The sequence below is a fragment of the Paenibacillus sp. EZ-K15 genome (assembly GCF_002573715.1).
In the GTDB taxonomy this organism is placed as follows: Bacteria; Bacillota; Bacilli; order Paenibacillales; family Paenibacillaceae; genus Paenibacillus_AQ.
In genome coordinates, this window is sequence record NZ_PDHM01000005.1 from 264,899 (window position 1) to 289,162 (window position 24,264).

Annotated in this window: 22 protein-coding genes, 2 tRNA genes and 1 riboswitch; of the genes, 16 read left to right on the top strand and 8 right to left on the bottom strand. The window is 45.9% G+C overall.

Annotation, left to right across the window (positions count from 1 at the left end; translation table 11 throughout):
- Nucleotides 1–220 precede the first annotated feature (220 nt).
- From CRG97_RS03465 to CRG97_RS03520, 11 genes are all read left to right on the top strand, one after another.
- On the top strand, nucleotides 221–646 hold the full coding sequence (locus tag CRG97_RS03465) for a MarR family winged helix-turn-helix transcriptional regulator (protein WP_237566273.1): 426 nt from the start codon (nucleotides 221–223) through the stop codon (nucleotides 644–646).
- Between the two features lie 82 nt (nucleotides 647–728).
- Nucleotides 729–2,147: an MDR family MFS transporter gene (locus CRG97_RS03470; RefSeq protein ID WP_098741773.1), complete on the top strand. Its 1,419-nt coding sequence runs from the start codon at nucleotides 729–731 to the stop codon at nucleotides 2,145–2,147.
- Nucleotides 2,148–2,457: 310 nt separating this feature from the next.
- Complete coding sequence (locus tag CRG97_RS03475; RefSeq protein ID WP_098741774.1) at nucleotides 2,458–3,255, top strand: DUF817 domain-containing protein; 798 nt, start codon at nucleotides 2,458–2,460, stop codon at nucleotides 3,253–3,255.
- Between the two features lie 164 nt (nucleotides 3,256–3,419).
- Nucleotides 3,420–3,554, top strand: a complete 135-nt coding sequence (locus CRG97_RS33970) for a hypothetical protein (RefSeq protein ID WP_272914349.1) — start codon at nucleotides 3,420–3,422, stop codon at nucleotides 3,552–3,554.
- Between the two features lie 132 nt (nucleotides 3,555–3,686).
- On the top strand, nucleotides 3,687–4,628 hold the full coding sequence (locus tag CRG97_RS03480) for a GNAT family N-acetyltransferase (protein WP_098741775.1): 942 nt from the start codon (nucleotides 3,687–3,689) through the stop codon (nucleotides 4,626–4,628).
- A 208-nt stretch (nucleotides 4,629–4,836) separates the two neighbouring features.
- On the top strand, nucleotides 4,837–5,778 hold the full coding sequence (locus tag CRG97_RS03485) for a CPBP family intramembrane glutamic endopeptidase (protein ID WP_098741776.1): 942 nt from the start codon (nucleotides 4,837–4,839) through the stop codon (nucleotides 5,776–5,778).
- Nucleotides 5,705–6,313, top strand: a complete 609-nt coding sequence (locus tag CRG97_RS03490; protein ID WP_098741777.1) for a TetR/AcrR family transcriptional regulator — start codon at nucleotides 5,705–5,707, stop codon at nucleotides 6,311–6,313. The genes CRG97_RS03485 and CRG97_RS03490 overlap by 74 nt, the downstream gene beginning before the upstream one ends.
- Nucleotides 6,314–6,636: 323 nt before the next feature.
- A complete protein-coding gene (locus CRG97_RS03495; RefSeq protein WP_053490127.1) occupies nucleotides 6,637–7,038 on the top strand; it encodes an Rrf2 family transcriptional regulator in 402 nt (133 codons plus the stop codon).
- 238 nt (nucleotides 7,039–7,276) lie between these two features.
- A complete protein-coding gene (locus CRG97_RS03505) occupies nucleotides 7,277–7,903 on the top strand; it encodes a ThuA domain-containing protein (protein WP_237566274.1) in 627 nt (208 codons plus the stop codon).
- 51 nt (nucleotides 7,904–7,954) lie between these two features.
- Nucleotides 7,955–8,425 carry a DinB family protein gene (locus tag CRG97_RS03510; protein WP_098741778.1) on the top strand — a complete coding sequence of 157 codons (471 nt, stop codon included), beginning with the start codon at nucleotides 7,955–7,957 and terminating at the stop codon, nucleotides 8,423–8,425.
- A gap of 220 nt (nucleotides 8,426–8,645) precedes the next feature.
- The gene (locus CRG97_RS03520) at nucleotides 8,646–10,100 is read left to right on the top strand and encodes an MDR family MFS transporter (protein ID WP_098741779.1); all 1,455 of its coding nucleotides are present in this window, start codon (nucleotides 8,646–8,648) and stop codon (nucleotides 10,098–10,100) included.
- Nucleotides 10,101–10,305: 205 nt separating this feature from the next.
- On the opposite strand, the gene CRG97_RS03525 is transcribed toward CRG97_RS03520, so the two are convergent.
- Nucleotides 10,306–11,337, bottom strand: coding sequence for a ribonucleotide-diphosphate reductase subunit beta (locus tag CRG97_RS03525; RefSeq protein WP_098741780.1), 1,032 nt, complete (start codon nucleotides 11,335–11,337; stop codon nucleotides 10,306–10,308).
- A 600-nt stretch (nucleotides 11,338–11,937) separates the two neighbouring features.
- Nucleotides 11,938–14,271: a ribonucleoside-diphosphate reductase subunit alpha gene (locus CRG97_RS03530; protein WP_098741781.1), complete on the bottom strand. Its 2,334-nt coding sequence runs from the start codon at nucleotides 14,269–14,271 to the stop codon at nucleotides 11,938–11,940.
- A gap of 194 nt (nucleotides 14,272–14,465) precedes the next feature.
- Nucleotides 14,466–14,698: riboswitch (cobalamin riboswitch) on the bottom strand.
- 368 nt (nucleotides 14,699–15,066) lie between these two features.
- On the opposite strand from CRG97_RS03530, the gene CRG97_RS03535 reads away from it, so the two are divergent.
- The 3 genes from CRG97_RS03535 (at nucleotide 15,067) to CRG97_RS03545 (ending at nucleotide 16,510) form a co-directional block, all read left to right on the top strand.
- Nucleotides 15,067–15,372 carry an MTH1187 family thiamine-binding protein gene (locus CRG97_RS03535; RefSeq protein WP_076322239.1) on the top strand — a complete coding sequence of 102 codons (306 nt, stop codon included), beginning with the start codon at nucleotides 15,067–15,069 and terminating at the stop codon, nucleotides 15,370–15,372.
- A 108-nt stretch (nucleotides 15,373–15,480) separates the two neighbouring features.
- Nucleotides 15,481–15,552, top strand: a tRNA-Thr gene (locus CRG97_RS03540).
- 406 nt (nucleotides 15,553–15,958) lie between these two features.
- A complete protein-coding gene (locus CRG97_RS03545) occupies nucleotides 15,959–16,510 on the top strand; it encodes a GrpB family protein (RefSeq protein WP_098741782.1) in 552 nt (183 codons plus the stop codon).
- A gap of 447 nt (nucleotides 16,511–16,957) precedes the next feature.
- Here the strand turns inward: CRG97_RS03545 and CRG97_RS33485 are convergent, their stop codons facing one another.
- Together CRG97_RS33485 and CRG97_RS33490 are read right to left on the bottom strand one after the other, a co-directional pair.
- Nucleotides 16,958–17,686, bottom strand: coding sequence for a hypothetical protein (locus CRG97_RS33485; RefSeq protein WP_237566275.1), 729 nt, complete (start codon nucleotides 17,684–17,686; stop codon nucleotides 16,958–16,960).
- A complete protein-coding gene (locus tag CRG97_RS33490; protein ID WP_237566276.1) occupies nucleotides 17,655–18,083 on the bottom strand; it encodes a hypothetical protein in 429 nt (142 codons plus the stop codon). Before CRG97_RS33490 ends, CRG97_RS33485 begins: the two co-directional genes overlap by 32 nt.
- 174 nt (nucleotides 18,084–18,257) lie before the next feature.
- On the opposite strand from CRG97_RS33490, the gene CRG97_RS32995 reads away from it, so the two are divergent.
- Nucleotides 18,258–18,320, top strand: a tRNA-Thr gene (locus CRG97_RS32995).
- A 96-nt stretch (nucleotides 18,321–18,416) separates the two neighbouring features.
- On the opposite strand, the gene CRG97_RS33495 is transcribed toward CRG97_RS32995, so the two are convergent.
- The 4 genes from CRG97_RS33495 to CRG97_RS03580 form a co-directional block, all read right to left on the bottom strand.
- Nucleotides 18,417–18,764 (bottom strand): tyrosine-type recombinase/integrase, encoded by a 348-nt coding sequence (locus CRG97_RS33495; RefSeq protein WP_098741807.1) that lies wholly within the window; start codon nucleotides 18,762–18,764, stop codon nucleotides 18,417–18,419.
- Between the two features lie 663 nt (nucleotides 18,765–19,427).
- The gene (locus tag CRG97_RS03565) at nucleotides 19,428–19,973 is read right to left on the bottom strand and encodes a cupin domain-containing protein (protein ID WP_098741783.1); all 546 of its coding nucleotides are present in this window, start codon (nucleotides 19,971–19,973) and stop codon (nucleotides 19,428–19,430) included.
- A gap of 516 nt (nucleotides 19,974–20,489) precedes the next feature.
- Nucleotides 20,490–22,298 carry a laminin G domain-containing metallophosphoesterase family protein gene (locus CRG97_RS03570; RefSeq protein ID WP_161952909.1) on the bottom strand — a complete coding sequence of 603 codons (1,809 nt, stop codon included), beginning with the start codon at nucleotides 22,296–22,298 and terminating at the stop codon, nucleotides 20,490–20,492.
- 508 nt (nucleotides 22,299–22,806) lie between these two features.
- Nucleotides 22,807–23,010, bottom strand: a complete 204-nt coding sequence (locus CRG97_RS03580) for a hypothetical protein (protein WP_098741786.1) — start codon at nucleotides 23,008–23,010, stop codon at nucleotides 22,807–22,809.
- Between the two features lie 308 nt (nucleotides 23,011–23,318).
- Here CRG97_RS03580 and CRG97_RS03585 point away from each other — a divergent pair, with 308 nt between their 5' ends.
- A complete protein-coding gene (locus CRG97_RS03585) occupies nucleotides 23,319–24,050 on the top strand; it encodes an N-acetylmuramoyl-L-alanine amidase (RefSeq protein ID WP_098741808.1) in 732 nt (243 codons plus the stop codon).
- Nucleotides 24,051–24,264 lie beyond the last annotated feature (214 nt).

Sequence of the window (24,264 nt, forward strand, 5' to 3'; positions counted from 1 at the left end):
GCATACCATGGGGAGGTTTTCTGGAAGGGTGTCTTCTTTAGAGATTATGGCGGCTCAGATCCTGCAATTAACTTCGAATAATCTAACTAGTTTAGTGATAAATCATGAATTAAAAGGGAAATACGGAAATGAAAACATGAAAATGGTGTTTACAAGTTAGAATCATTGAACTAAAATAAGATCGAGGTGAAATGCTCTGGAGAACGGAAGAGAAGCAAGCGTGGAGAGACTCATGGATATGTACCGTGAGTTATCGGATAAAATGACGAGGCATCGCGTCGTATCTTTTTTGAATCACTTGAGAAAGAACGATTTAACGATGAATCAGTATAAGATTCTAAGTTTGATCGAGCAGCAGGGTCCGCTGCTTCCCAACCGGTTGGCTGAGCATATGGAGCTTAAGGCTGCAACGATCACGTATTTGGTGGACGCTCTGGGACAGCGGGGATTGGTGGTTCGAACGCCCAATCCCAGTGATGGACGAAGCCACTATGTCAATCTTACGGCAGAAGGCCGGCAGCTTGTACTCGATGCGCGCAGCGAGGGGGATTATGCCGTCATGGAATCCTTCAAGCAGCTGGATGAGGATGAGGCGGATAACCTGTATATTTTACTGCGATTGCTTGGCAAAAAATTATTTCCATAACCCTAGGACTGTACTCTTCGAATCCCGCCTCCAGCTCTGTTAATCAGATCCGGGCGGGGTTACTTTGTATAGGAGGCTTCATGTGAATACACAAGATAAATCTTCATTTTGGCTTATTATGAGCGCTATCTTTTTCGGTAACTTTCTGGCGGTGCTCAGCATCACCACCATCAACGTGGCCTTTCCGGTTGTAATGAAGCAATTCGATACCACGCTGAGCACCACCCAATGGCTGATGGCCGGGTACCTGCTAGCAACGGGAATTGTGGCTCCCATCGTAGGCTACATGGGGGACCAGCTCAGTTATAAGAGGCTGTTTGTCCTGGCATTGATGGGTTTTACGCTCTCGTCGCTATTATGCGTCGTAGCCTGGAATATCGAGACCTTGATTGCGTTCCGGATTACGCAAGGTGTGTTCGGCGGGATGATTATCCCGATTACGATGACGATCATCTACCAGGTATTCCCCCGGGAACGGCAAGCCTATGCCATGGGTCTATGGAGCCTGGCCTCCATGCTGGCACCGGTGATTGGGCCGACACTTGGCGGATGGCTGGTGCAATATTTTGGCTGGAAATCGATTTTCATTCTAAATATTCCGATCGGCCTGATCTCGATTGTCATCGTAAGCAAATTCATTCCTTTTTACCGACTGACCGGGAAGAAGTCGTTTGATTTCCTCGGATTCTTGACGGTGGTGGCGGGCAGTTCTCTTTTGCTGCTCTCCTTCAGCCATGGTAACGACTGGGGCTGGGGATCCTGGAAGACCCTGTCCCTGCTCATCTCCGGAGTCTTACTGCTGCTGTTCTTCATTAAGTGGGAGCTGCGGATTTCATCCCCGTTATTGCAGCTTAAAGTATTCAAATTTCCTCGATTTCGTTACAGCTTGATCCTGAACTGCATCGTGACGATATCCCTGTATACGGGAACCTTGCTGGTTCCGCTCTATTTGCAGACCGTGCTGAAGCTGTCCCCGATGGATACCGGCCTGATCATGCTGCCGGGCGCGATTGTCATGGCAGCAGCGTCGCCGCTTATCGGTAAATTTTATGATCGGATCGGTCCATTCCGGCTGGTGATCACGGGAGTTCTCATCATTGTGGCAGCCACGCTCGCTTTCAGCGGAATCGGCACCCACACCTCGGTTCTGTACATTTCCTTGCTGCAGCTGGTTCGCTGCCTCGGCATTGCATTATGCAATATGCCGTTAACAAACGCAGCGATGAGCGCGGTGTCCAGCGAATATTCAGGTCACGCATCGTCCATCACGAACTGGGCCCGTCAAGGGCTTGCTTCATTATCGATCGGCATATTCAGCGCACTGGTGGTATCCAGAACATCCTATTACATGGGAGCGGGGGCTTCGACCCAGCGTGCCGCAACAACGATGGGTATTGATGATGTGTTTATGATCGGAACGATGGTGGCTGTTATTGCCATACCTCTTACATTTTTGTTACGGGTCAAAAAGAAAAAATCGGTTCACTCTGTCGCGCTCTGACCCGGCGTTCATCGGCCATGTGAAGAAGAGGATCCTTCGCGCTGTTGAAGCTTAGCGCAAGACAGGGTAACTCGAAAGGTATCAAGCGATTGAACGGGGGTGGTTGAACTGCATCATTGGCGTCATGTACAACCTCAAGTCATAGTCAAATAGGACGTTAACCGATGAGAGGGCAGCTGAAGGGCTGCTCTCTTTTTTTGCCTTGCACCCTTCAATGGATTGGACGAATTATGACAACGCTGTTCTTTTATTGAATTCGTGGTCTGTGGTAGGGTGAAGTATACGAATGTGCAGGTGGTAGGAGGAGCTTATGGAATTTATACGGAAGCTGTGGATTTTCGGTTATCAGCAGGCCTTGTCCTGCATATTTCCGGTGATTATCTTCGGCGCGCTGGGATTGAGCAAGGTGATTGAAATTCCCGGTTTGGCGCGGTATGATCTCATCCTTCTCATATGTGTACTGGCACAAATCGGGATGCTGGTGAGCAAGCTGGAGACATGGGATGAGCTGAAGGTTATCTGCGTCTTTCACATCATCGGTTTGATGCTGGAGCTGTATAAAGTGCATATGGGCTCATGGTCTTACCCGGAGGAGGGCTGGAGCAAAATCGGCGGCGTCCCGCTGTACAGCGGCTTTATGTACGCCAGCGTAGCCAGTTATATATGCCAGGCATGGCGCCGAATGAATTTACGCATCACCGGCTGGCCGCTGCCTGTGCTGACCGTGCTGATCAGCGCAGCGATCTATGCCAATTTCTTTACCCATCACTACGTGTGGGATGCACGCTGGCTTCTCACGGCATTATTATTTGTGGTTTTTGGCAGAACCATGGTGTATTTTGACGTGGACGGAAAAACCTTGCGGATGCCCCTGGTGCTGTCGTTTCTGCTGATTGGCTTTTTCATCTGGATCGCTGAGAATATTTCTACGTTTCTCGGGGCCTGGACCTATCCGGGTCAGGAGCGGACATGGAGCCTTGTGCATATTGGCAAAATCAGCTCGTGGTTTCTGTTAGTGGTTATCAGCGTCATCATTGTGGCTCAGCTGAAGCATCTGAAGCAGGGCAGAGGACCGGCCAAAGACAATCCGAAGGGAACGGTCATGTGAATCCAGTTTAGCGGATTTGACCATTCATGCGAAATCAGGTATCCTATGGCTAATTAAGGTATGGAAGGCTAACGTTCGACTCGAGCTGTAAAGCGAGAGACTTTGTATGAACATAGATGTTTGGAACAGATGAACCGCGCGAAGCAGAAGGGAGGAGTATTCACATGAAAAAAAGATCATTGGCGTCTTTGGCAAAAGGCATGGGATACTCCACCGCTGTTTTCTTTGATCCGTCCGATAATGGGAGAAGTGTGTCCAAAATCGGATATTCAGCGATCAAGGATCCTTCCATTCGGTAACCGAATGAGGATGCAGTGGAATTAAACACCACAGGTCGCTTGCTTGTGGTTGCATAGATCGGTATGTACACCACAGGTGCGCTGTGGTGTTTTTTTGCGTTTCTAATTGATTCGAACAAAGGAGAGGATACCATGTTCATGCAAGGGAAACAGATTTATGTCAAGTCGGTAGAGGAATCGGACGTAGAGGCACTGCTGAAGCTCGAGAAGGATAACCGGGACTTTTTTCAGCGGTTCACGGGCTTAAGGGAAGAGAGCTTCTACACCCATCAGGGACAACTTGAGCGGATCCGAAAGGCCATGGAAGCCAGCAAGGCAGACCAAGGGTATGTCTATGTGATTGGATTACAGGACTCCGGAGAGATGATCGGCGAGATTATGCTGACCGAAGTGGTGCGGGAGAATCTGCAGAGCTGCTGGATCGGTTATTTTCTGGACCAAGACCACAACGGAAAGGGCTATATGACCGAAGCGGTTCAATTGATTGTGAAGTTTGCCTTTCAGGAATTGAAGTTTCACCGGATTGAGGCGGGTGTGATGCCGCACAACCTGGGCTCGATCCAAGTGCTTTTGAAAGCTGGATTCCATAAAGAAGGCATTGCCCGGAAAAACGTGAAAATCAACGGGACATGGGAAGACCATCAGACGCTGGCTATTTTGAATGAAGCCGATGAGGAACAGCCGTCTCCAATTCAGCGGTACAATCCGCCAGGTATCGCCCCGCCGATCGGGCCTTATACCCATGTAACCAAGGTTCCGAGAGGGGCTGAGCTGTTGGTCTTCTCCGGTCAGGTGGGAACCGATAGGGAGGGGAACTTGCCGGAAGATATGAAACAGCAGGTGGAAAATACCTTGGCGAACATTGAGAGGTTACTGGCAACGGAAGCGATGTCGGCGGATCATATTGTCAAAATCAACATTTGGGCAGCTCAGGAGGTCGACTGGGATCACTTCCACCAGGTATGGGAGAAATTCCACGGGGGGAAGGCGCCGGCTATGACGATGGCCTACATACCGGCACTGGCGATGCCGTCCATTCAGGTAGAGATCGAGGTATGGGCAGCGAAGGGGTAAAACGACCAGGAGGATAGATTGAATCTTCAGCTCCTTGGTTTCAACAAAATTAGCTGCTGATCAAGCAAAGAAGCGATGGTTTTTATAGTCAACCAAGCGATAACAAGCGTCAAAATCTTTGTTCATTGTTGACAGACATATATTGGGTATGTATATTGTAATTACCGACTATTTAGTCGGTAATTACAATGAGAGATGGGTGCATGACATGGAAAAAAAATATGGCCTTCAACCGCCGATACCATTCAGCTTCAAATCTGTAGCAGGGTTCATCGTCATTTTTATAATTTGGCAAGGCGGCACTTTATTATGGTTAAATCTTGTTAATGCTTTGATTCCCGCTACTCGCTCAGGGTTACCAAGTTTAATCACACTCTATTTGTCTTTTTTATTCCTTATTCTCGGCATCTTCCTTGTCACCAAATATTTCTTCAAAATTCGTTTTAGAACATTTTTGTTTGAAGGTAAAAGGCCCGATTTCCGAAAGTTTGCGATTTATTTCTTGTGGTATTTTATGGCGCTTATTTTGTATTTGCTTGTCGATATCGTCGTGCATCCTCAAGCTTTTACGCTTCATTTTGACCCGCTTCCATGGTTAGGTGTACTCATTGTTACCGCTCCTTTGATTTTGGTTCAAAGTGCTGCTGAAGAGATTTTGTTCCGAGGTTATATGTACCGTATGTTTAGATCATTAAGAGGCGGTGTATTCTGGTCCATTTTCATCACTTCCCTAATTTTTGCCCTGATCCATGGTGTTAACCCCGAAATGCTAAACTACGGGATTTTTGGACCGTTGTATTACCTGCTGGGGGCATTCTTTCTGGGAATCGTTGCCTACCACACCAATGGTCTGGCTGCTCCCATCGGGATCCATTTTGCCACGAACATTTTTAATACATCCATTTGGGGATATGGATCATCGACGCTGGAAAACATGGGGCTGCAAAATATTGTATACCGCCACACGCTAGATATGCCGTTTGCATTTTCTATGGTTTTTGCTATTGTTATCTCATATGGTGCTTTTCAATTTTTCAAGCATAAAAGGAACCGTTCTAAGGTTCCGGGAGGAGCTTATGACCAGAAGGCGATTGCCAGCAGAAGAAGCAAAAACGATTATATTGAACCATGCCAAGTTATTATTTATTGAAAAAGGTTATGATCGAGCTACAATGGACGATTTATGTGTATCGACACAGATGAGTAAAGGCAATTTGTATCATCATTTTAAAAATAAAGAGGTACTCTTTCTCCAATTGCTTACCCAGCATGCCGAAGACATGTCACAAAAGTGGCTTCGTTCGGCCGAGCAATCCACGTCTCCCAGCGAACAGTTGCTTGAAATGGCTGATTTATTCGGACGAGATTGTGAAAGTCCCTTAATCCAAGCACTCGAAGAGTATGCTAAAACTCTTTCAAGCGAATCCGAAGCATTGGCTACATTGAGAGAGATCACAGACGTAGCCTATCGTGCGATTAGACAAGTGCTGCAAAAAGGGATCGAGCAAGGCGTTTTTATTAATGAAGATATCGAAACGTTGAGTTTTGGTGTGATGTCCGCATTAGCTGGAGCAACGCAGCTCTGCCTAACGATGCCAAAATTAAGCGGGGACGAATATGCAGCCCTGCATGTCAATGCGATCAAGCTCCTTTTAAAGGGAATATCGATGGATGATCCCAACTGAAAAAAGAGAACACACTTGCTGAAAAACACTCATTGCTCGGACAATCGATGATCGATAGGTGTGCATCGTAGGCTTTCTTCACCCAAGCGATCCACTATGCACTTCCCTCATCGATCCGGGTACAGCTTTTTTAGCAGCCTTCGGCTCTGCCTGGCGAATTTCATCCGGAGTGGCGTCTTCAATGACGTGGTCGTTTCTAAACCGCTCCTTTTTCTCCTGAAGAAACTTCGTGAGATTCCAAAAAAAGCCATGTTTTATGCTTGACGTAATGAAACATAATAGTTATTATAGATCTGCAAAGTCCTTAATTGAGGTGATGTTGAATGAAGTACTCCAAGGCTACCGATTATGCCCTCCATACGATGCTCTTTCTTACTGCGGCGACGCCCCAAAAACCAATAGGTGTACAGCAGTTGGCGGAGCGACAAAGTGTGTCTCCAACCTATTTGTCCAAAATACTGACCAAGTTGGTGAAGGCGGGCATGATTGAATCGATAACGGGGGTGAATGGCGGCTATCGACTCAAACGAAATTGGGAAAATATTTCGTTCCTAGATATTATTCATGCGATTGAAGGCTCGGCCTCCTTGTTCGATTGTAGTTTCGATCACGGACCAGGATGCCCGATTCAAAAGGTGGTGTTATCGGCAGAAGAGAAAATGGAAGAACAGTTGAGAAATCAGAAAATGTCGGATCTTGTACGGGAACATAATATAGTCATATGACACTTCTTTTTTTAAGTCAATTAGTGACAACAAGTGTCTTTAAAATCTACAATATCGATTTATAACTAACCGGGGTGGCTGCAGTCCTACATGAGCCGCGATTTGGATCAAGAAGCGGCCGTGCCGCCGGATGTGTCTGCCGATCGCATCATGAAACTTGTGATGGACCAAAAGGCGTACCTTGGCGAACAGCATGAAGGACAAGAGTGACCCTGGCAAACGGGAAGGAGAGGAGACTATGAATATGAAAGCAATTGCGCTTGGACAATACGAGGGAGCGAAATATCATCCTTTTACGCATATTGATCACGAATTACAAACCATATTTGAACATATGGACGTTGAATGTACGGATGATTACGCCGTGCTTCAGGAGGATAAGCTGGAGGGCTATGATCTGTTCATATCGTACGCGGATTTTTCGGATATGGAGATACTCCAAGATCAGGTACAAGCGCTCATATCCTATGTGAGAAACGGCGGAGGGCTGCTAGTTATCCACAACGGAATCTCGCTGCAGCAAAGCAAAGAGCTGGAAAAGCTAATCGGCGGCAGGGTTACGGGACATCCGGAATATACGTCACTGCCAATTCGATATAATCAAGGGAGTCACCCTATTGTGGAGAACTTAAGCGATTTTACGATAGATGAAGAACCGTTTCGGTTCGAGCTGAGTCCGCATGAATCGGTGGTTATACTTGCCGAATATGTGCATGATGGCCAGCGGTGGCCTGCTGCGTGGGCACATACATATGGCTCTGGTCGCGTGGTATATCTGATGCCGGGGCATCATCTTCCATCTTTCCAGGTAGAATCCGTGCGTAAGCTGATTCGGAATAGCGGAATGTGGGCTGCCCGGGGGTGAAATCCACAATTTAACCCATACGTGTCTTATTATCAAAAGGGGAGCGAGAAGATGGATGTATTCGAAAGCCAGTATGAATTGATCCGACGCACAAGGGAATCATTATTTTGTTATTGCGAAACGTTGTCCCCCACAGATTATGTTAAAGAAGTTGAAACCTTAGGCGGAGTTTCTATTCGCAGTCTGCATGCTCATGTAGCCGATTGTTATAGGGTATGGTTGGGGAGCCGTGCCCTTGGTCAATCACTTCCCAAAATAAAACCAGAATCCGTTGACAATGTACAGGAAATGCGTGAAGTTTTTAAGAAAACGGATGCCCTGGTTCATGAATTTCTGAATGAATTTAAAAACAAATGGGATCCTACCATTCCAGCATCCTGGCAGAGTGACAGCGTAGAGTTAACCGAATTATGGCTTTTTACGCACACCATCACCCACGAATTTCATCATAGAGGACAAATTGTAAAAATAGGCAGGCAACTCGGGTATATCCCGCCGAAAATGAACCTCGCTAAACCTTAGTGATTTCATGGAGATACTTTCGACAAACGAAATCAGGAAAATATTACCTTAATGGGGCATTATTCATGTAATTAAAGGCTCGGTCTCCTTGTTCGATTGCAGTTTCGATTATGGACCAGGATGCTCGATTCAAAAGGTAGTGTTCTTTTTTTAAACCAATTAAAGACAACTGATGCCTTTAAAGTCTGTAATATTGAATTATTACTGGGAGAGTGGAGATATGCAAGCAGTGACGCCAGAAGCACAGCATAATGCGGTGCAAAAATATAATGTTATTCCAATCATGATTTCCTTACTATTAAGCGGATTTATTGGGATGTTTAACGAGACAGCTTTAAATGTAGTGCTCAGCGATTTAATCAACCAGTTTCATATCACCGCCGCAACGGCACAATGGCTGACGACAGGTTACTTATTGACCCTCGGCATATTGGTTCCGGTATCCGGGTTGTTTCTCCAATGGTTTTCAACCAGACAATTGTTCACGGCTTCGCTTCTATTGGCTTTACTCGGCACAGCGGTGGCGACCGTTTCCCCGGGATTTGAGTTGCTCATGATTGCACGGGTTATTCAAGCTGCGGGCGTAGCGCTTATCCTGCCGCTGATGTTTCACACAGTGCTGGTCATTGTTCCACCTGAGAGGAGGGGGACGACCTACGGGCTGATCGGACTTGTCCTTGTGGTTGCTCCTGCTGTCGGACCTACCCTTTCCGGTTTGTTGATCGAGCAGCTTAGCTGGAACTGGATTTTCGGATTGACTCTTCCCGTTTTGGCGTTTTCTCTTCTGTTTGGAATGCGATATATGCAAAATATAACGACGATTACCAAGCCGAAAATAGATATCTACTCGCTTATCTTATCCACGCTTGGCTTCGGCGGAATTGTATTTGCTTTTAGCAGTGCAGGGGAAGGGGAAGGAGGACTTGGAACGCCCAAGGTCGTGATCCCGATGATTGTCGGCATATTGTCGATTTTGATATTTGCGGTACGGCAATTGCGAATGAAGCAGCCGATGATGGATTTGAGGGCATTCAAACAGCCTATGTTTACGGTTGGCACTGTTATGCTTATGATTGCCGTAATGGTGATGATGGCAGCCATGATTATGTTGCCCTTGTACTTGATCAGAGGCCTCGGACTTAATGCTTTTTCGGCCGGACTTGTTTTGTTGACCGGGGGGGTTGTGAACGCGATCACGCAACCGATTATGGGCAGAATATTCGATAAATTTGGGCCGAGATGGGTTGTTCCCGCTGGCATGGCCTTGATATCCGTCGTTCTCTGGTTTCTCTCAGGAATTACGACAACGACGACAATAACCCAAATCATTGTGCTTCACACCTTTTTGATGATCGGGATCTCCATGGTCTGGATGCCTTCGCAGGCGAATGGACTGAACCAATTGCCACCTTCACTTTACCCGCACGGTAGCGCCATTATGAATACGGTCCAGCAGGTGGCGGGTGCGATCGGCATAGCGGTTGCGGTAAGTATCATGTCTATGGGCATGAGCAGCTTTCTGAAGCAAACGGCAGACCAGGCGGACCCCGCTAACGCCGCGCTTGCTTTGACAGAAGGTATACAACATGTTTTTGATATTGCTATTGTTGTTGCGATTGTAGGTTTCGTCTTTTCTCTTTTCATGAAGCGTGTTCACATAGCGGAGCAGAAATAATCTTCAATGTTTGAAATTTGAAAATCAACCAGCGCGGCCAGCAGTTTCAGCGGCACGGAACCGATCAGGTACAGAAATGTCACCTTCATAAATTCTATGATGACACACTGTTGTATTACATTTTTTTGCAGCCGATCATATGATATAAAAAACCTCCGTGATCCCTATTAAGGGATCACGGAGGTTTGTGTATATGGAGAGGAGCTTATAGATCGTCAAAACCGTTGTCGTCGCCAACTTTGCCGTAGTTACGGGATTTGGCTTCGAAGAAGTCGGTCTTCGTCGCGTTAAGGGCTTCATCGGAGAAAGGCTTGATCCATGGCATGCAGTTAACGTCCACGCCTTCGTAAGCTTTATCCAGACCCATCATGGTGATGCGACGGTTCGCGATGTACTTGATGTAATCGCCCAATTCGTTCAGATCGATGCCGCGCACATTGCTGAGCGTGTAGTGGGCCCAGTTGGTTTCGAGCTCGACGGCACGGTCAATGGTACGGTACAGGTAGTCGATGTTCTCTTTGGAGTTCAGCTCAGGGAAATCCTTGAGCAGCTGCTTGAACACTTCGGCGAAGAAGTAGCAGTGCTGGTTCTCGTCACGCTGAATATAGGAGATCATCTGGCTGGTTGCCATCATCTTCTGATCACGAGCCAAGTTGTAGAAGAAAGCAAACGTGCTGTAGAAGAAGATGCCTTCCAGGATCAGGTCGGCCACCATCGCTTCGAAGAAGGATTGCGGCGACGGATTGTCACGGAAGTTCTGGTAAATGTTCGAGATGAACTGGTTGCGTTCCAGAAGTACCGGGTCATGCTTCCAGTATTCGAAGATTTCCTTCTGCTCTTGATCCGATACGATGGAGGAAAGCACGTAGGAATAGGATTGGTTGTGAACCACCTCTTGTTGACCGATGATGGCCGAGATGGCTTCGAGCGACGAATCGGTGAAGTAACGCTTCACGTCGCTGACAAACATCGTCTGCATGGAATCTAGAACAGCGAGCAGGGAGATGTTGATCTTGAAGGTGCGCTGCTCTTCAGGGTCCAGGCGCGGGAACTGCTGCGCATCCTTGGACATCGGAATCTCGTCCGCGATCCAGTGGTTCAGTAGCAGAACCTTGTACAGCTTATACATATGAGGCATCCGAATATCGTTCCAGTTCAGGATCCCGGAGCATTCACCTTCAATGACGCGAGTGGAGCGGTTGGGTGCTTCGGTGTTAAATATCTTTTGCATTTGCATGCCGATTTTCTCTCCTTGTATATCATAGTAGGGCGTGCAGAGGCGAAGCTGAGGGACAGGGACAACTCCCAGCATATTCACGGGACGGGTATCCATTCTCCAGCCGCTGTTGTCCGCCCTTTGCCTGAATGTATTTTTAAGGTTGCAAAGGGCTCCCAAAGGCGGACGTAAACTCTTCCGATTGGATACCCTTACCCTTGTAGTCTTTTATTAGATAGCATATTCACTCCTACTTAGCGGGAACACCCGCATGCAGCCGTTCGATGTGAACCAAACTTACAGCGATTCCCGAAGGGAAAGCGCTCCTAGCAGGATGTAACTCAACAAACGCACGAAGTAACTCACAGTCCCTGCGCCGCATGAGAAGCGACTCCCAAAGGGCGAGCGATCCCAGCAGGCAGCAACTCACCAATCGCAAGAAGTAACTAAATAGCCTCCGCACTAAATTCCAGCGTTCCCGAAGGGAGAAAGCGCTCCTAACCACTAAAGTAACGTAGAAGCGCCTCATTCAGAACCTAAGCACCTTGCGGGTGTCCAGAGGGCAGAGCCCTTGGGGCCCTCCCTTGGAAGGGAGGGTTTGGGTGGGTTCGAAATTAAAGGTTAGCTTGCGCACGACTCGCACTCTTCAATCGTCAGCGCACGGCTGCGTACATAATAAGTGGACTTGATGCCGGCTTTCCAGGCATGCAGGTGCAGCTCCAGGAATTCCGAAGCCCGGATATCAGGGCGGACGTACAGGTTAAAGCTTTGCGCTTGGTCAACGTGACGCTGACGGGCGGCAGCCATTTTGATGGACCAATGCTGGTCGATCAAGAAAGCCGTTTTATAGTACCAGATCGTTTTTTCGGACAGATCCGGAGCCGGGTTAGCCACTTTGTAAGTGGTTTTTTCTTCATAAGACAGAAGTTCGTACAATGGATCGATGCTCGCCGTGGAACCCGCGATGATCGATGTGGAGCCGTTCGGCGCGATGGCAAACAGCCATGCGTTACGGACGCCGCTTTCTTGTACTTCTTGCTGCAATTCGCGCCATTGTTCGGTGGTTACGAACTTGCCTTCATGCTCGCCGTCGGTGTAACCGCGGAACGTGAAGTACTCGCCGCTCTCCCAGTCGGAGCCTTTGAATTTCGGATAGTGGCCTTTTTCCTTGGCCAACTCCATGCTGGATTTAACGAGCAGGTAGTTGATGTGCTCATACAGGTTGTCATTATATGCAACGGCTTCGTCGGATTCCCAGCGGATGCCTTCCAGCGCCAACAAGTGGTGCAGACCGAAGGTGCCGAGACCGACCGCACGGTATTGGCTGTTGGTATATTGAGCTTGCAGAACTTCAATATTGTTAATGTCGATAACGTTATCCAGCATGCGAACCTGGATCGGAACGAGACGCTCCAGCACACCAGCAGGTACAGCACGAGCCAAGTGAATGGAGTTCAGGTTGCAGACAACGAAATCGCCAGGAATTTTGGAAATTACGATCCGGGTTTGGCCGTCTTTCGTAACCAGCTCCTCTTGCTCAACGACCGTCGGAGATTGGTTCTGCATGATCTCGGTGCACAGGTTGGAAGAGTAGATCATGCCATGTGCAGAGTTCGGGTTCGCACGGTTGACCGTGTCGCGGTAGAACATATACGGTGTACCCGTTTCAAGCTGGGATTTCATGATGCGCTTCATAATGTCGATGGCCTGTACCGTAATACGCGGCAGCAGCGGGCTCGCCACGGCTTCAGCATACTTTTGACGGAATTCACCTTCGCCTTGTCCTTGATCATAGAAGTCTTCCAGGCCCAGGGGACGGCCGTTCTCGTCTTTCCAGCCCATGATTTTCTTCACTTCATGTGGACAGAACAGGCTCCACTCTTCACGTGCTTCTACAGCTTCCATGAACAGGTCAGGCAGACATACGCCGTGGAACACGTCATGTGCTCTCATGCGCTCGTCACCGTTGTTCAGCTTCAGGTCCAGGAAGGACAGAATGTCTTTGTGGAACACATCCAGGTAAACCGCGATAGCGCCTTTACGAGTTCCCAATTGGTCAACGCTAACAGCGGTGTTGTTCAACTGGCGAATCCAAGGGATAACGCCGGAGCTGGTGTTTTTGTGACCGCGAATGTCAGAGCCGCGTGCACGAACTTTACCGAGGTAAACCCCGATGCCGCCGCCCATTTTGCTGAGACGGGCGATATCCGTATTGGAATCGAAGATTCCTTCCAGGGAGTCGTCCACGGTATCGATGAAGCAGCTGGAAAGCTGGCCGGCTACTTTTTTACCTGCGTTAGACATGGTCGGCGTAGCGGCCGTCATATACAGGTTACTCATGGCCCAGTAGGCTTCTTTGACAAGGTCAAGACGCTTGTCAGCTGGCTCGTTGTGCATGAGGAACATCGCGATGACCATGTACCGTTCTTGCGGAAGTTCCATGACGCGACCGTCAAAGTCGTTTGCCAGGTAACGCTCAGCCAGTGTCAACAGCCCGATGTAATCAAACAGCAGGTCGCGGCTTGGATCGATGCATTCGCCGAGTTCTTCGATTTGTTCTTTGGTGTAGCTGGTCAGAAGATCCTCGCGATAAATGCCTTTCTGTACAAGCTCTGTAATGAGCGGGTAGAAGGCACCGTATGGTTCTTCCGGGTATGCTTTGTATCGGCGGTTGGTGGCCGCTTTTTTATATAAAGAGGTCAGAAACGAACGCGCAGCTGCAAACTTCCAATCCGGCTCCTCTTTGGTTACAAGCTCAAGGGCGGACATCGTGAAGGCGTTGCTGATTTCTTCGCCGGTAACTTGCTCACCGCGCAATTTGGCATTGACGCCGCGAAGCAGGCGCTCTTTATCGAGCATGTCCAATCCTTTTAGAGTCCGGTCGGCATAGACGGAGAGACGAATTTCATCAAAGGCGAGCTGACGGTTGTTCGGTTTAACTACGAGCTGGGGCATGAATAAATTCCTCGCTTTCTTCGGGGGAAATATGAAAAAGGACATCAAAAAAACATTTTCTAAAACCCGCGGGCAGGCTTGAAAATGTCCGTGCGCTGTGATTCGAAAATGACGTTTGCCATAAGCCCATGAATGGGCATGATGTTATGTACAGACGCAAGCTTAACGAACACTTACCTAAAACCCCGTAGGTTGGTGTCTGCTGCATATAGGCAGGTCTCCTGACTTGAGCTACTTCCCTCGGCATTGCCTCCCCTGAGACCTTGATCCGGTTCCTCGGTGGCATATGTCGTATGTGGATGGCTGATAGATCATAAACAGCCTTAGGCCCTTACAGTGGCGGGACCGTGATGGATTTACACCATGCTTCCCTATTAAGCCGGACTGCCTTATAGGTTGATCCGGCACCTACATACACTATATTTGGTTGTTGTTAATCTAATTTAACCCAATATATTGTGTTTGTAAACTATATTCTTAAAATTGAACGCAAAAAGAATTATAGCAAACGAGCGGCCATTGTGCCAGTTAAGAAACTGCCAAAAGGCCATAACATTTCCTGAATTGTGACCAAATGCGACCTTTTCTGCGCAGATACCACGTATATTATCGTTTTGACAAAATAGGATATATTCGTACGGACGAAACGAGGAAGATACACCATATCTTGTATGAAGTTACAGACAGACGGACTTTGATATGGAGGGTCAGCATTGATATGATAACTGTATCCGGGAGTTTAACGCATTCGGAAGCATTCCATATAAATGAGATGCAACGAGGGAGGTATTCAAGATGGCTATAGCGGAGGTAACGGTGATTCCGATCGGAACCGCAACAACGAGCTTGAGTTCTTATGTTGCCGAGATGCAGCGTATATTGAAACAACAGGATGGAATATCCTATGAGCTAACTTCGATGAGCACCATCATCGAGGGAGAGCTTAACATGATCTGGCGGGCGATCGAGGCTTTGCATGAAGCACCTTTTCTGTCCGGTGCGAAGCGCGTATCGACTTCCGTGAAGATCGACGACCGCAGGGATCAAGTCTCCTCGAGCAAACAGAAGATCCAGTCCGTGCAGGAGAAATTAGGCGGGTAATGCCGCCAGTTACGGAGGATATTTCCGTAAGAATAGGACTTGCATTTTGCTGCTGAAGTATTATAATAATTTTTGTTGTTTCGTGAGGAATATCATCGAACCACATTTGCTGGTGTAGCTCAGGGGTAGAGCAACGCACTCGTAATGCGTAGGTCGGGGGTTCAATTCCCTTCACCAGCATCTTCATAAAGTCAATAATGGCGCGGTTTTCCGGCATTCGGGAACCGGGCCATTCTTGTTATTTATTCCGTTCTTCTACCATTTTTCTACCCTTTAATCTGATGAAGTGTTATTTTCACCGTCGATAGGATCACTTTTGTTCTCGATCAAAGCGTCAAATTCCTTGCCGAGTATAGAATCGCCAATATTATTCAGGACAGCTTCCTGAAGGTTGGGGAGAACATTTGAATATGTTCTAGGGTAATATTAATTGAACTATGACCGAGTCTCTCCTGGACAATTTTAGGGTCCCTTCGTCGCCAAGGCGATCATTTGCGACATTGACAAAACAAACATGAAATGGTAGTATCTTCATCACATTTTTTGTACATTCTATCTTGAAATAGAAAAAAAGGAGAGTGAAAGAATGTCCGCCCAACAACATTATTTAGTCAACGTAGTTCCCTACAGTTCTGACTGGTCTATGGAATTTGAGAAAGAGAAAGAGCGATTGCTTGGAATATTGGCCCCACACATCGCTGCCATTGAACATACCGGCAGTACTTCAATACCCAATCAAGGCGCAAAGCCTATTATCGATATTTCCGCTGCAGTTCATACTTTGCTTGATAAACAAATCTATGAAAATCTGCTTAGCAATTCAGGCTATCGTTATATTGGAGCCTTCAAGACCGGGCGACACTTCTTCGCAAAAGAACACGCAGGAATACGTACGCATCATTTGCATATCTTTCCACTTGAAGGATTTTACGAAAGAAATGAATTACTATTTCGCGATTACCTTAGGGCCCATCCCGATTTCGTAATAGAGTACGGGGAACTAAAACGAACGTTGGCTGAAGAATATCCTTCAGATCCTGAAGGTTATACGCGGGCAAAAACCGACTTTATCCAACGTGTTGTTGACTTGGCGCGAACAGAACGAGGACTTCCTCTTCAAAACGTATGGGTTGATTAGTTCGTCTAGTACAGTGCCGGTTGAATCCTCACAGATGGGAGGCAGTCCCGTCATTATAGAGGCTCTTCCTCTTTTGAAAATTTAGTTATTTATAAACATCCCTTTTTGTCTTCAAGTCGTAAATACTACGGAATCGATTTATCTGGAATTGTGTAAGACAAAGATGAGATATTTCAACTCTGAAGTGGGGCCCCTGCCCCTGCCTAAGGGGATAACACTAAATAATTCTTTACTTGAAGCAATTCCTCCAGCTAATTTGTAACCTACGACTCATTAACTCATCGAGCGTGTCTCTAACTTCATGAAAACTTAATTCCTATTTTGGGGTTAGTTATTACTGTCATTTCTAACGCATTCCACGAACAGTTTCAATCATTTTTTACGCATTCATGCGGAGTAACCACTTCTCCATCATTGTCTCCTTTTAAAATTAATCTGAAGGATTTACTAGAATTCAGTCCACGAGTTAAGCTTTCCATTATGGAAGTGTATATAGGTTCTTCCATAAACCCACTGGTCTATTTTCATGTTAGCACTTGTGTACGAGTTTATTTCATCTGGTGCCCCCCAAGACAAGTAGACTTGATCCTCAGACATACCTATGCTTATTTTTTGGTGTGTTATTTTGGCCCAGACATTAGATGACCAGTTGGTATACACACTCTTTGGATTGGTTGAATAAAATCCATTCTTAATTGGTTCACTAGGATCATCGTAAAAACTTAGCTTAAAAGTGACATCATGGCCGCTCGCACGCTTTGCTTGAATAATTAATTCTTTCCCCTTCATTTTAATTGATTTAAAATACACCTTTTCAATATTCAACAGGGGACTAGAGGTTGGTAAGAGATTTTTATTTGCCCAGAAATACTTGCCTGTATAGAGATAACTTATGAGCTCATAGTGAAAGTATGTACAAAATGAATCGGGTACTTCACCAATAACAATTTCTTCAATTACCTTACCATTATTGAGAAGGATAATAAATCTAACTGAATTACTAGTTATAGGGTCTATTTCAATGACGTGACCTACTTTTTCTCCTTTATATATGTATATTTTCTTACCCATATAGGTTTTTAGATCATCTGAAACCTTATCCATTTGTTCAATTAGTTGTGTAGCTTTAGATTTTCCATTCGTGTCACTCCATAAAAAAAAGGGAGTTAGGCTCATATAAGTACTTCCCTGATAAGCCTGTCATTCTATAGAAATCTTCAATAGTTATATAAGTCGTATTATCATACAAATATGAATTAGTATTATTCAGTTTAAAAGTGCCAATATCAGATTTGACCGTAATAGGCTTTTCATAATTCACTTTTACATTCTTGAGCTTGGCTAAAAGTTTTACTGGTAAATAGATCCCACTCTTTTTGATCCCATCAAGGTTGTATGTTTTTTCTTTTGTTACAACTATCTGCCCATCTAAAAATATCGCAATTGCTTCAGAGGCATATGCATTACTAGGGATAATATTGGATGCAGCCTCTATTTTAGTTAATGGACTTATGAACAGAATTACTGAAACTAATGTAGCGATTAAAAGAGGCATCTTTAGTTCCTTTTTCATGAATTCTCCCACCTTATATGGATATCATTACCTATCCAAAGGTATCATATGTAGTACTAATTAGCTAGCTCCTTGAGCTCTTCCTAATAATGAAATAGATGATTCATTCCCATTACAACTCATTTTTCCATAAGACACGTCTGAATGTGCGTTATAGGCAACGTCAGGTATCGGAGGGAAATAGCGCTATCTAGCGCACTCGTAATGCGTAGGTCGGGGGTTCAATTCCCTTCACCAGCATCTTTACAAAGTCAATAACGGCGCGGTTTTCCGAGATTTTGGAATCGCGCCATTTTTGTTTATTAAACTACACTTCTAACATTCTTCTAACCTTTAGTCGAGTAAAGTGGGTTTTTCGTCCTCGATTTGGTTCCCTAAGATTGAGTCACCGATTGTATTAAGAACAGCTTCTTGTAAGTTGGGTAGTACGTGGGAATACGTATCTAAGGTTACATTAATAGAAGAATGGCCTAGACGTTCCTGAACGATTTTATGGTGTATACCTGCTTTTAGAACAAGTGTAGCGTGGGTATGGCGGAGATCGTGAAATCGAATCCTCGGAAATTCCGGGTGTTCCTTAATAATGCTGTCAAGAATGCTATAGTAATCCTCAGGAGGTTTCGCGGTCCAAGAGGGGTACCCAAGCTTGTTTGTACGACTAAACCCGAATCTGTGTAGAATTTATTTGTTTCTTTCACTATCCGCTGTTTTTCAAAATGGTCTCGGAGCATTTGTACTGTGTTAGCAAATAGAGCTATTGATCGAATGCTGCTATCATTTTTTGTATCATCAAAGTCATGTCCAACCTCAGCAATTGTATATGCCTGTCTTACAGATATGCTCCTGATGTTTAGGTCTACATCAATTCGTCTTTAAAGCAAGGATCTCACTTTGCCTCATGTCGGTAGATGCCGCGAGCTCGAAAGCCACATAATGGCGAAGCAGCTCGCCGTATTGATCAGGCGAATCCGATAAGACGGCTAACGCCACGATTCTGATCGAAAAGCAACGTTGGGTATCAGAGATATCAGTTTTATACTCATCAGCTTCGGAGAGCATTCAGCTTGATTCAGGATGACGACTCGAGGAAAGCTGTAGACTATAGATATATGTAAGGTTATTCATATAAAGAGACGATGCTGTTCTTTCGGCATGGTCTGAGTGACAGCACTATTCGTCGGAAGATAGCTGAGGGCAAGAGAGCATGGCCAACACGCTTAAGCTCATGGGGTTCTTTGATCAAGATAATGTGGAGTTTTGAAAGGGGAATAAATACAGCGGCTAACTGAGATGTCAAAACCCCAGTTTGCCGTTGTTTTAATTTAAAAGGTTCTATCCTTTATTTTACCTAGCAGACATGGCATCTGCTTTGGTTTCTTGAACCGTGCCAAATGGATGCTCAGGAGGAGCATAGATGACGTATACTTTTAGTGGTACATTCCCCATATTGGTTACATTGTGCCATTTTCCAGCCGGTATCATGATTGCATAGTCATCATAGGCCATTTTTTGAAAATCCAAATTATCTTTACTATCACCCATTTGAACAAGTCCTTTACCTTGTTCAATTCGTATGAATTGATCAGTTGTAGGATGAACTTCTAAACCAATGTCATCTCCAACATTAATGCTCATTAGTGTCACTTGAAAGTGCTTCCCTGTCCATAAGGCGGTTCGGTAAGTATTGTTATGTTTGGCTGCTTGATCAATATTCAACACAAGAGGCCTTTGTCCATAATCAGTTAATTTCATATTTTCATCATAACGATGCCAATTGTTATTGTTCCAACTCGAATAACGAAAATTCAAATTATCGCTCCAACTTTGGTTATTCCAGTAGTTATGCGTGGGATTATGCCCTTGGTAAGGGTGGCATGGATAACGGTACATATTCAATCTCCTCTTCATGGTTTCGTTATTTTCTTTCTATCCTATGCAGTAGCCTATATAGAGGAGACAAAAATGGGCTGGAGTCTATGGCTTATAACAATATTATCGACCGTTTTTTGGAAATGATATTTTTTCCTTTAAAACAGCTCTTAACAAGATATCTGGTCGCTGGGATGAAGGAGCGCTTTTCCTGGTTATTGGAAGAGTCATCCAGGATATCCTCCGGCCAAGGAGGATATGCAAATCGATAGGGAAAAAGCAATTATTGTTAAACTTTCTTGTCTATTCGTCTAATAAGTCCAATATCGTACCAGCATTAATAAAAATTGCCCGCCGGCTTTTAGCCAGCGAGCCGTAGTCCTCTACCAGAACTTCTACCATATCTTTTACCCAAATCAGGAACCATTGATCATCTCAGCAGTAGCCATTCAAAAATGTCTGGAAGATGAAACATCATAAAAGCGAGCAGGAGCGCTTCAAGCGCCGGGAATCGTCCCGGCGCTTGCGCATGTCTAACTATTGTAAGAAATCTTTCTTGTTCAGCGCATGATCGACGATACGAATTTCGCTGATCCATCCGTTAAACACGCCGTCCAGCTTATTGGCATATTGGCTCGCGCCGATGATCCACGGTTTGCCGGTCGTGGCGATGCCCTGCGGCTTCGTGTCGGGGTTGCGCAGTACTTCCACGCCGTCGATATACATCTTAGTCGATTGCCCGTTGTTTACCAGCGCGATATGATGCCAGCTGTCGTTCATTTCCCATGACCAACTCGTTTGCTCGCTTCCGTAATTGAGCGGGAAGGACGCCCATTGAATTTCCCGTAAGCTTGACACAGCCAACGTTGCTAGCGGAGCGTCGGCGTCGCCTTCTTTCTTGCCAACGTCTTGTCCGGTGCCGTACCGGCCCAGAATGCCCATCCAGGAATGCTTGTCGGCGTCAAAGTCAGGCCCGAGCTTCACGACCGCTTCAATCGTATATCCGTTCGGGAATGTCAGTGCATTGATAGGCGCATGATCGGATGTTTTCAAATACGAGCCCTTCTTTTGTGACTTGTTATTGAAGAAGCGAATGCCCGAATTACTTTGCGGATTTTGCGCATTTCCTTTGTACCAGATCAGATCGCCTGGCTTGGCGTCGCCTTCGTCGATACGGTACAAATCGTTCCCTTTGCCGGAAAGATCTTTGACCGCTGCTCCCTTGCCTGTCACAGCTTGCCCTTCAGCGGCCGAACGGTTGTCCATTTGCCAGTAAGCGACCGTACCTTCTACTTTTGGCACTTCTTTATTGACGGAAATGATGGGCTGAAATCCGGAGAACCGTTCTTCAAAATCCATCGCGACTGTAAAATCGTTCAAATCGTCTACTAATTTCTCCTCATCAAACGCGGTTCTTTGTTTCTCCGGCATTCCCATGACCCATGGGGAGAAGGAGGATGTATGAATGCGGTTTTTCTCCATGTCGAATTCAAGCGTTCGTAACATTCCGTTGCCGCCGTGAAAGGCGCTCTGATAATCAACGACCATCATAACGACGTCGTGACCTTTGTTATTTTTCTTGACCGTATGAGCATAGCCATGATGATGACCGTTTACGGTGAGGAAGATTTGATCGTTCTTCGCGATCAGCTTGTCCCATAGAAATTGCCCGTGATCTGTCATGACGGCTGATTTTTTGTCGTTGGAAATGTTCAGCAGTTGGTGGGTGAACACCATTACTGGGTACGTAGGATGTTTGTCGATTGCTTTTTGCGCCCACTTCAACGTCTCTTCGGACGCTCTCCAATCCAGAAAGAGTGCCATGTACTTTTTCCCGGACCCTTCAAAAATATAGTAGGAATTAAATCCGTCCTCCGAATGGCCAGTAAAACCCGGGATGTTCTTCATCCGATCTGTCGAAAAATAGTTCAAAAACGGTTCCTTGGCCAAATCCCGTTCGTTGTCGTATTGCTGCGAATTGAGCACATCATGGTTTCCTGCCAAAAAACCGTATGGAAGCTTGGCTTTATCGAGTACTTTCATCGCCTCGTCGGCGTTGCGCCATTCGTATTCTTCATCGGCACGATCGACCAAATCGCCTAAATGTGCGGTGAACACAATATTTTCTTTTTTCGCGTTCTTTGCGATCCAATTCGTTTGCGACAGCCAAAGCTCGTTTTTGTAACGCGCATACTTTTGCGTATCCGGCAGTATGGCCATTTTGAAGCTATTGTCGCTATCTGGTGAAGTGGCCGGACTTGCGGACGCTTGGAAGCCCGACAGCAGCCCCGCAATCATCGTCGCTGGCAACAGCAGCGCGAGCAATTTCTTGAATTTCTTTTTCATTCTGTCATATCCCTTCATTGATGTAATGTGATAGGGACATTGTACGGAATGTGTATTACCGGGATGTTAGGAGAGAAACGGATTTGTGTAAAGTATGGAAAATGGTCTGTACTGATTAAATTGCCGTTGGCGGTCAGCCGCCGGTGGCTTCCAGTGTGGACCAATCGGCAGTATATGGATCTTGGGAATCGCGAGCACCCGGCCACTAAGCTATGAAGGAGTGTTCAAAGAGTCATAAGGAGAATGCCTAACACTAGAAAAAAGGATCCTAGAACGATCCAGGGAAGCCCACTAGATTTGATATATTGAATGTAGTCCAAGCTCGGCTCGGATTCATACTTTATTTTCCAACCCTTATATAACGAACCCCATGTGGGTTTGCGTATTCTCAATAGACCACGTATTAGAAAAACGACAGCGAACAGGATAAGTGTAAAGCCAGACATATAACCAGCCCCTCATCAATGGCTTAATGAAAAAGTTAAATGCGAGTAATACATATTACAAGTTAGAAAAAAGTAGATAACCCTACAAGAGCTAAAATAATACCAAAACCAACAACAAATACTCCAAGAAACTGCATTTTTAATATATCATTATCATCTATTTCGTGGTATTCATCCCGATTCATGCGGATTTCCATTTCTTCGGGATTTCTGAATATTAATAGACCAAGCCAGATATTAATGGCACCGACGAGCATGGTAAACATAGAATCAACCCCTTAACAGATAATACGAAAATCCCAATTCAGGGTTCCATTAAATGTAAAATGCAGGGCTTGTATCTATGCTCAAAAGGTGACTAGAAACCGTATCTAGGCCGTTCAATATAGGCACAAGCAAACACCGAATGCACTAAACAGGAGTATCTTATATATTATACTTGTCCTTGCAGTAGGACTTACAGTTGCTTGCCTAATATAACCATTGAAGCATTAGTTGGAAGCAATTGCTGCAGTTGCCTTCGCTGTAATGGATCACCGGGCTATTCAACAACCTACAAAGGCGGTGAATGATCGTGAAAAAGGTTTGGATTGACGCAGGGCATGGCGGGAAGGATTCTGGAGCAACCGGAAACGACCTGCAGGAGAAGGAAATCGTATTAGCGGTGTCTCTTGCTGTGAAGAAACGATTGGAAGCGGAATATGGCGATGTCCAAGTACTACTCTCCCGATCTTCAGATGTGTTCCTTGAATTGGCTGAACGGACCCATAAGGCAAACGCTGCTGGCGCCGATATCCTAGTCAGCATCCATTGTAACGCGGGTGGCGGTGCTGGGGGCTTTGAGTCATATCGATATACCTCGGCAAGTTCGGCTTCGGTAAAATTGCAGAACGTTATGCACACGGAAATCATGAGTACCATTAAATCCTTCGGTGTCATCGATCGAGGGCAGAAGGCCGCTAACCTGCATATGGTCCGTGAATCTAAGATGCCTGCTGTCCTAACCGAAAACTTGTTTATCGATGTGGCGGCAGATGCAGCCAAGCTTAAACGGCAGGATGTGATTGATGCTATTGCGATCGGTCATATGAATGGCATTGCTAAATATTTGGGACTTCAGAAGAAAGAGGGGGGCGTTACGGTGGAGGATAAGGTACATGTCATCGTAAACGGGAAGCAGATCGCGGACGGCAAGCTTGAGAATGGCGTGACCTATGTGCCGCTTCGGGCCATCGGTGAGGCGTTAGGCGCCAAGGTGGTCTGGGATAACAAGACCAAGACGGCTACAGTTACAACAAAGCCATAAATTATTAAGACCTTACTGGCTTGGACGCTGGCAGGGTCTTTGTTTTGTTTACCAAGTATGCATTTCTAAAACTCAATATTTTAGTAGTATCCGATATTCATTAACAGAGCTTCCCGAATTAATTCAGGGAGTGGAGTGATTCGTTAGAATAAATAACAGGACTGGAAATACTAGTGTAGAATAATAATACATGAAGGAAATCATTGTAGCTGCA

What these genes read in the sequence shown, in the direction of transcription:
- CRG97_RS33485 (WP_237566275.1), bottom strand. Translation starts at nt 17,686, where the DNA reads ATGAGCCTAACTCCCTTTTTTTTATGGAGTGACACGAATGGAAAATCT.
- CRG97_RS03525 (WP_098741780.1), bottom strand. Translation starts at nt 11,337, where the DNA reads ATGCAAATGCAAAAGATATTTAACACCGAAGCACCCAACCGCTCCACT.
- CRG97_RS03570 (WP_161952909.1), bottom strand. Translation starts at nt 22,298, where the DNA reads ATGAAAAAGAAATTCAAGAAATTGCTCGCGCTGCTGTTGCCAGCGACG.
- CRG97_RS03530 (WP_098741781.1), bottom strand. Translation starts at nt 14,271, where the DNA reads ATGCCCCAGCTCGTAGTTAAACCGAACAACCGTCAGCTCGCCTTTGAT.
- CRG97_RS03475 (WP_098741774.1), top strand. Translation starts at nt 2,458, where the DNA reads ATGGAATTTATACGGAAGCTGTGGATTTTCGGTTATCAGCAGGCCTTG.
- CRG97_RS03545 (WP_098741782.1), top strand. Translation starts at nt 15,959, where the DNA reads ATGTCCGCCCAACAACATTATTTAGTCAACGTAGTTCCCTACAGTTCT.
- CRG97_RS33490 (WP_237566276.1), bottom strand. Translation starts at nt 18,083, where the DNA reads ATGAAAAAGGAACTAAAGATGCCTCTTTTAATCGCTACATTAGTTTCA.
- CRG97_RS03495 (WP_053490127.1), top strand. Translation starts at nt 6,637, where the DNA reads ATGAAGTACTCCAAGGCTACCGATTATGCCCTCCATACGATGCTCTTT.
- CRG97_RS03520 (WP_098741779.1), top strand. Translation starts at nt 8,646, where the DNA reads ATGCAAGCAGTGACGCCAGAAGCACAGCATAATGCGGTGCAAAAATAT.
- CRG97_RS03480 (WP_098741775.1), top strand. Translation starts at nt 3,687, where the DNA reads ATGTTCATGCAAGGGAAACAGATTTATGTCAAGTCGGTAGAGGAATCG.
- CRG97_RS03490 (WP_098741777.1), top strand. Translation starts at nt 5,705, where the DNA reads ATGACCAGAAGGCGATTGCCAGCAGAAGAAGCAAAAACGATTATATTG.
- CRG97_RS03535 (WP_076322239.1), top strand. Translation starts at nt 15,067, where the DNA reads ATGGCTATAGCGGAGGTAACGGTGATTCCGATCGGAACCGCAACAACG.
- CRG97_RS03505 (WP_237566274.1), top strand. Translation starts at nt 7,277, where the DNA reads ATGAATATGAAAGCAATTGCGCTTGGACAATACGAGGGAGCGAAATAT.
- CRG97_RS03510 (WP_098741778.1), top strand. Translation starts at nt 7,955, where the DNA reads ATGGATGTATTCGAAAGCCAGTATGAATTGATCCGACGCACAAGGGAA.
- CRG97_RS03580 (WP_098741786.1), bottom strand. Translation starts at nt 23,010, where the DNA reads ATGTTTACCATGCTCGTCGGTGCCATTAATATCTGGCTTGGTCTATTA.
- CRG97_RS33970 (WP_272914349.1), top strand. Translation starts at nt 3,420, where the DNA reads ATGAAAAAAAGATCATTGGCGTCTTTGGCAAAAGGCATGGGATACTCC.
- CRG97_RS03485 (WP_098741776.1), top strand. Translation starts at nt 4,837, where the DNA reads ATGGAAAAAAAATATGGCCTTCAACCGCCGATACCATTCAGCTTCAAA.
- CRG97_RS03565 (WP_098741783.1), bottom strand. Translation starts at nt 19,973, where the DNA reads ATGTACCGTTATCCATGCCACCCTTACCAAGGGCATAATCCCACGCAT.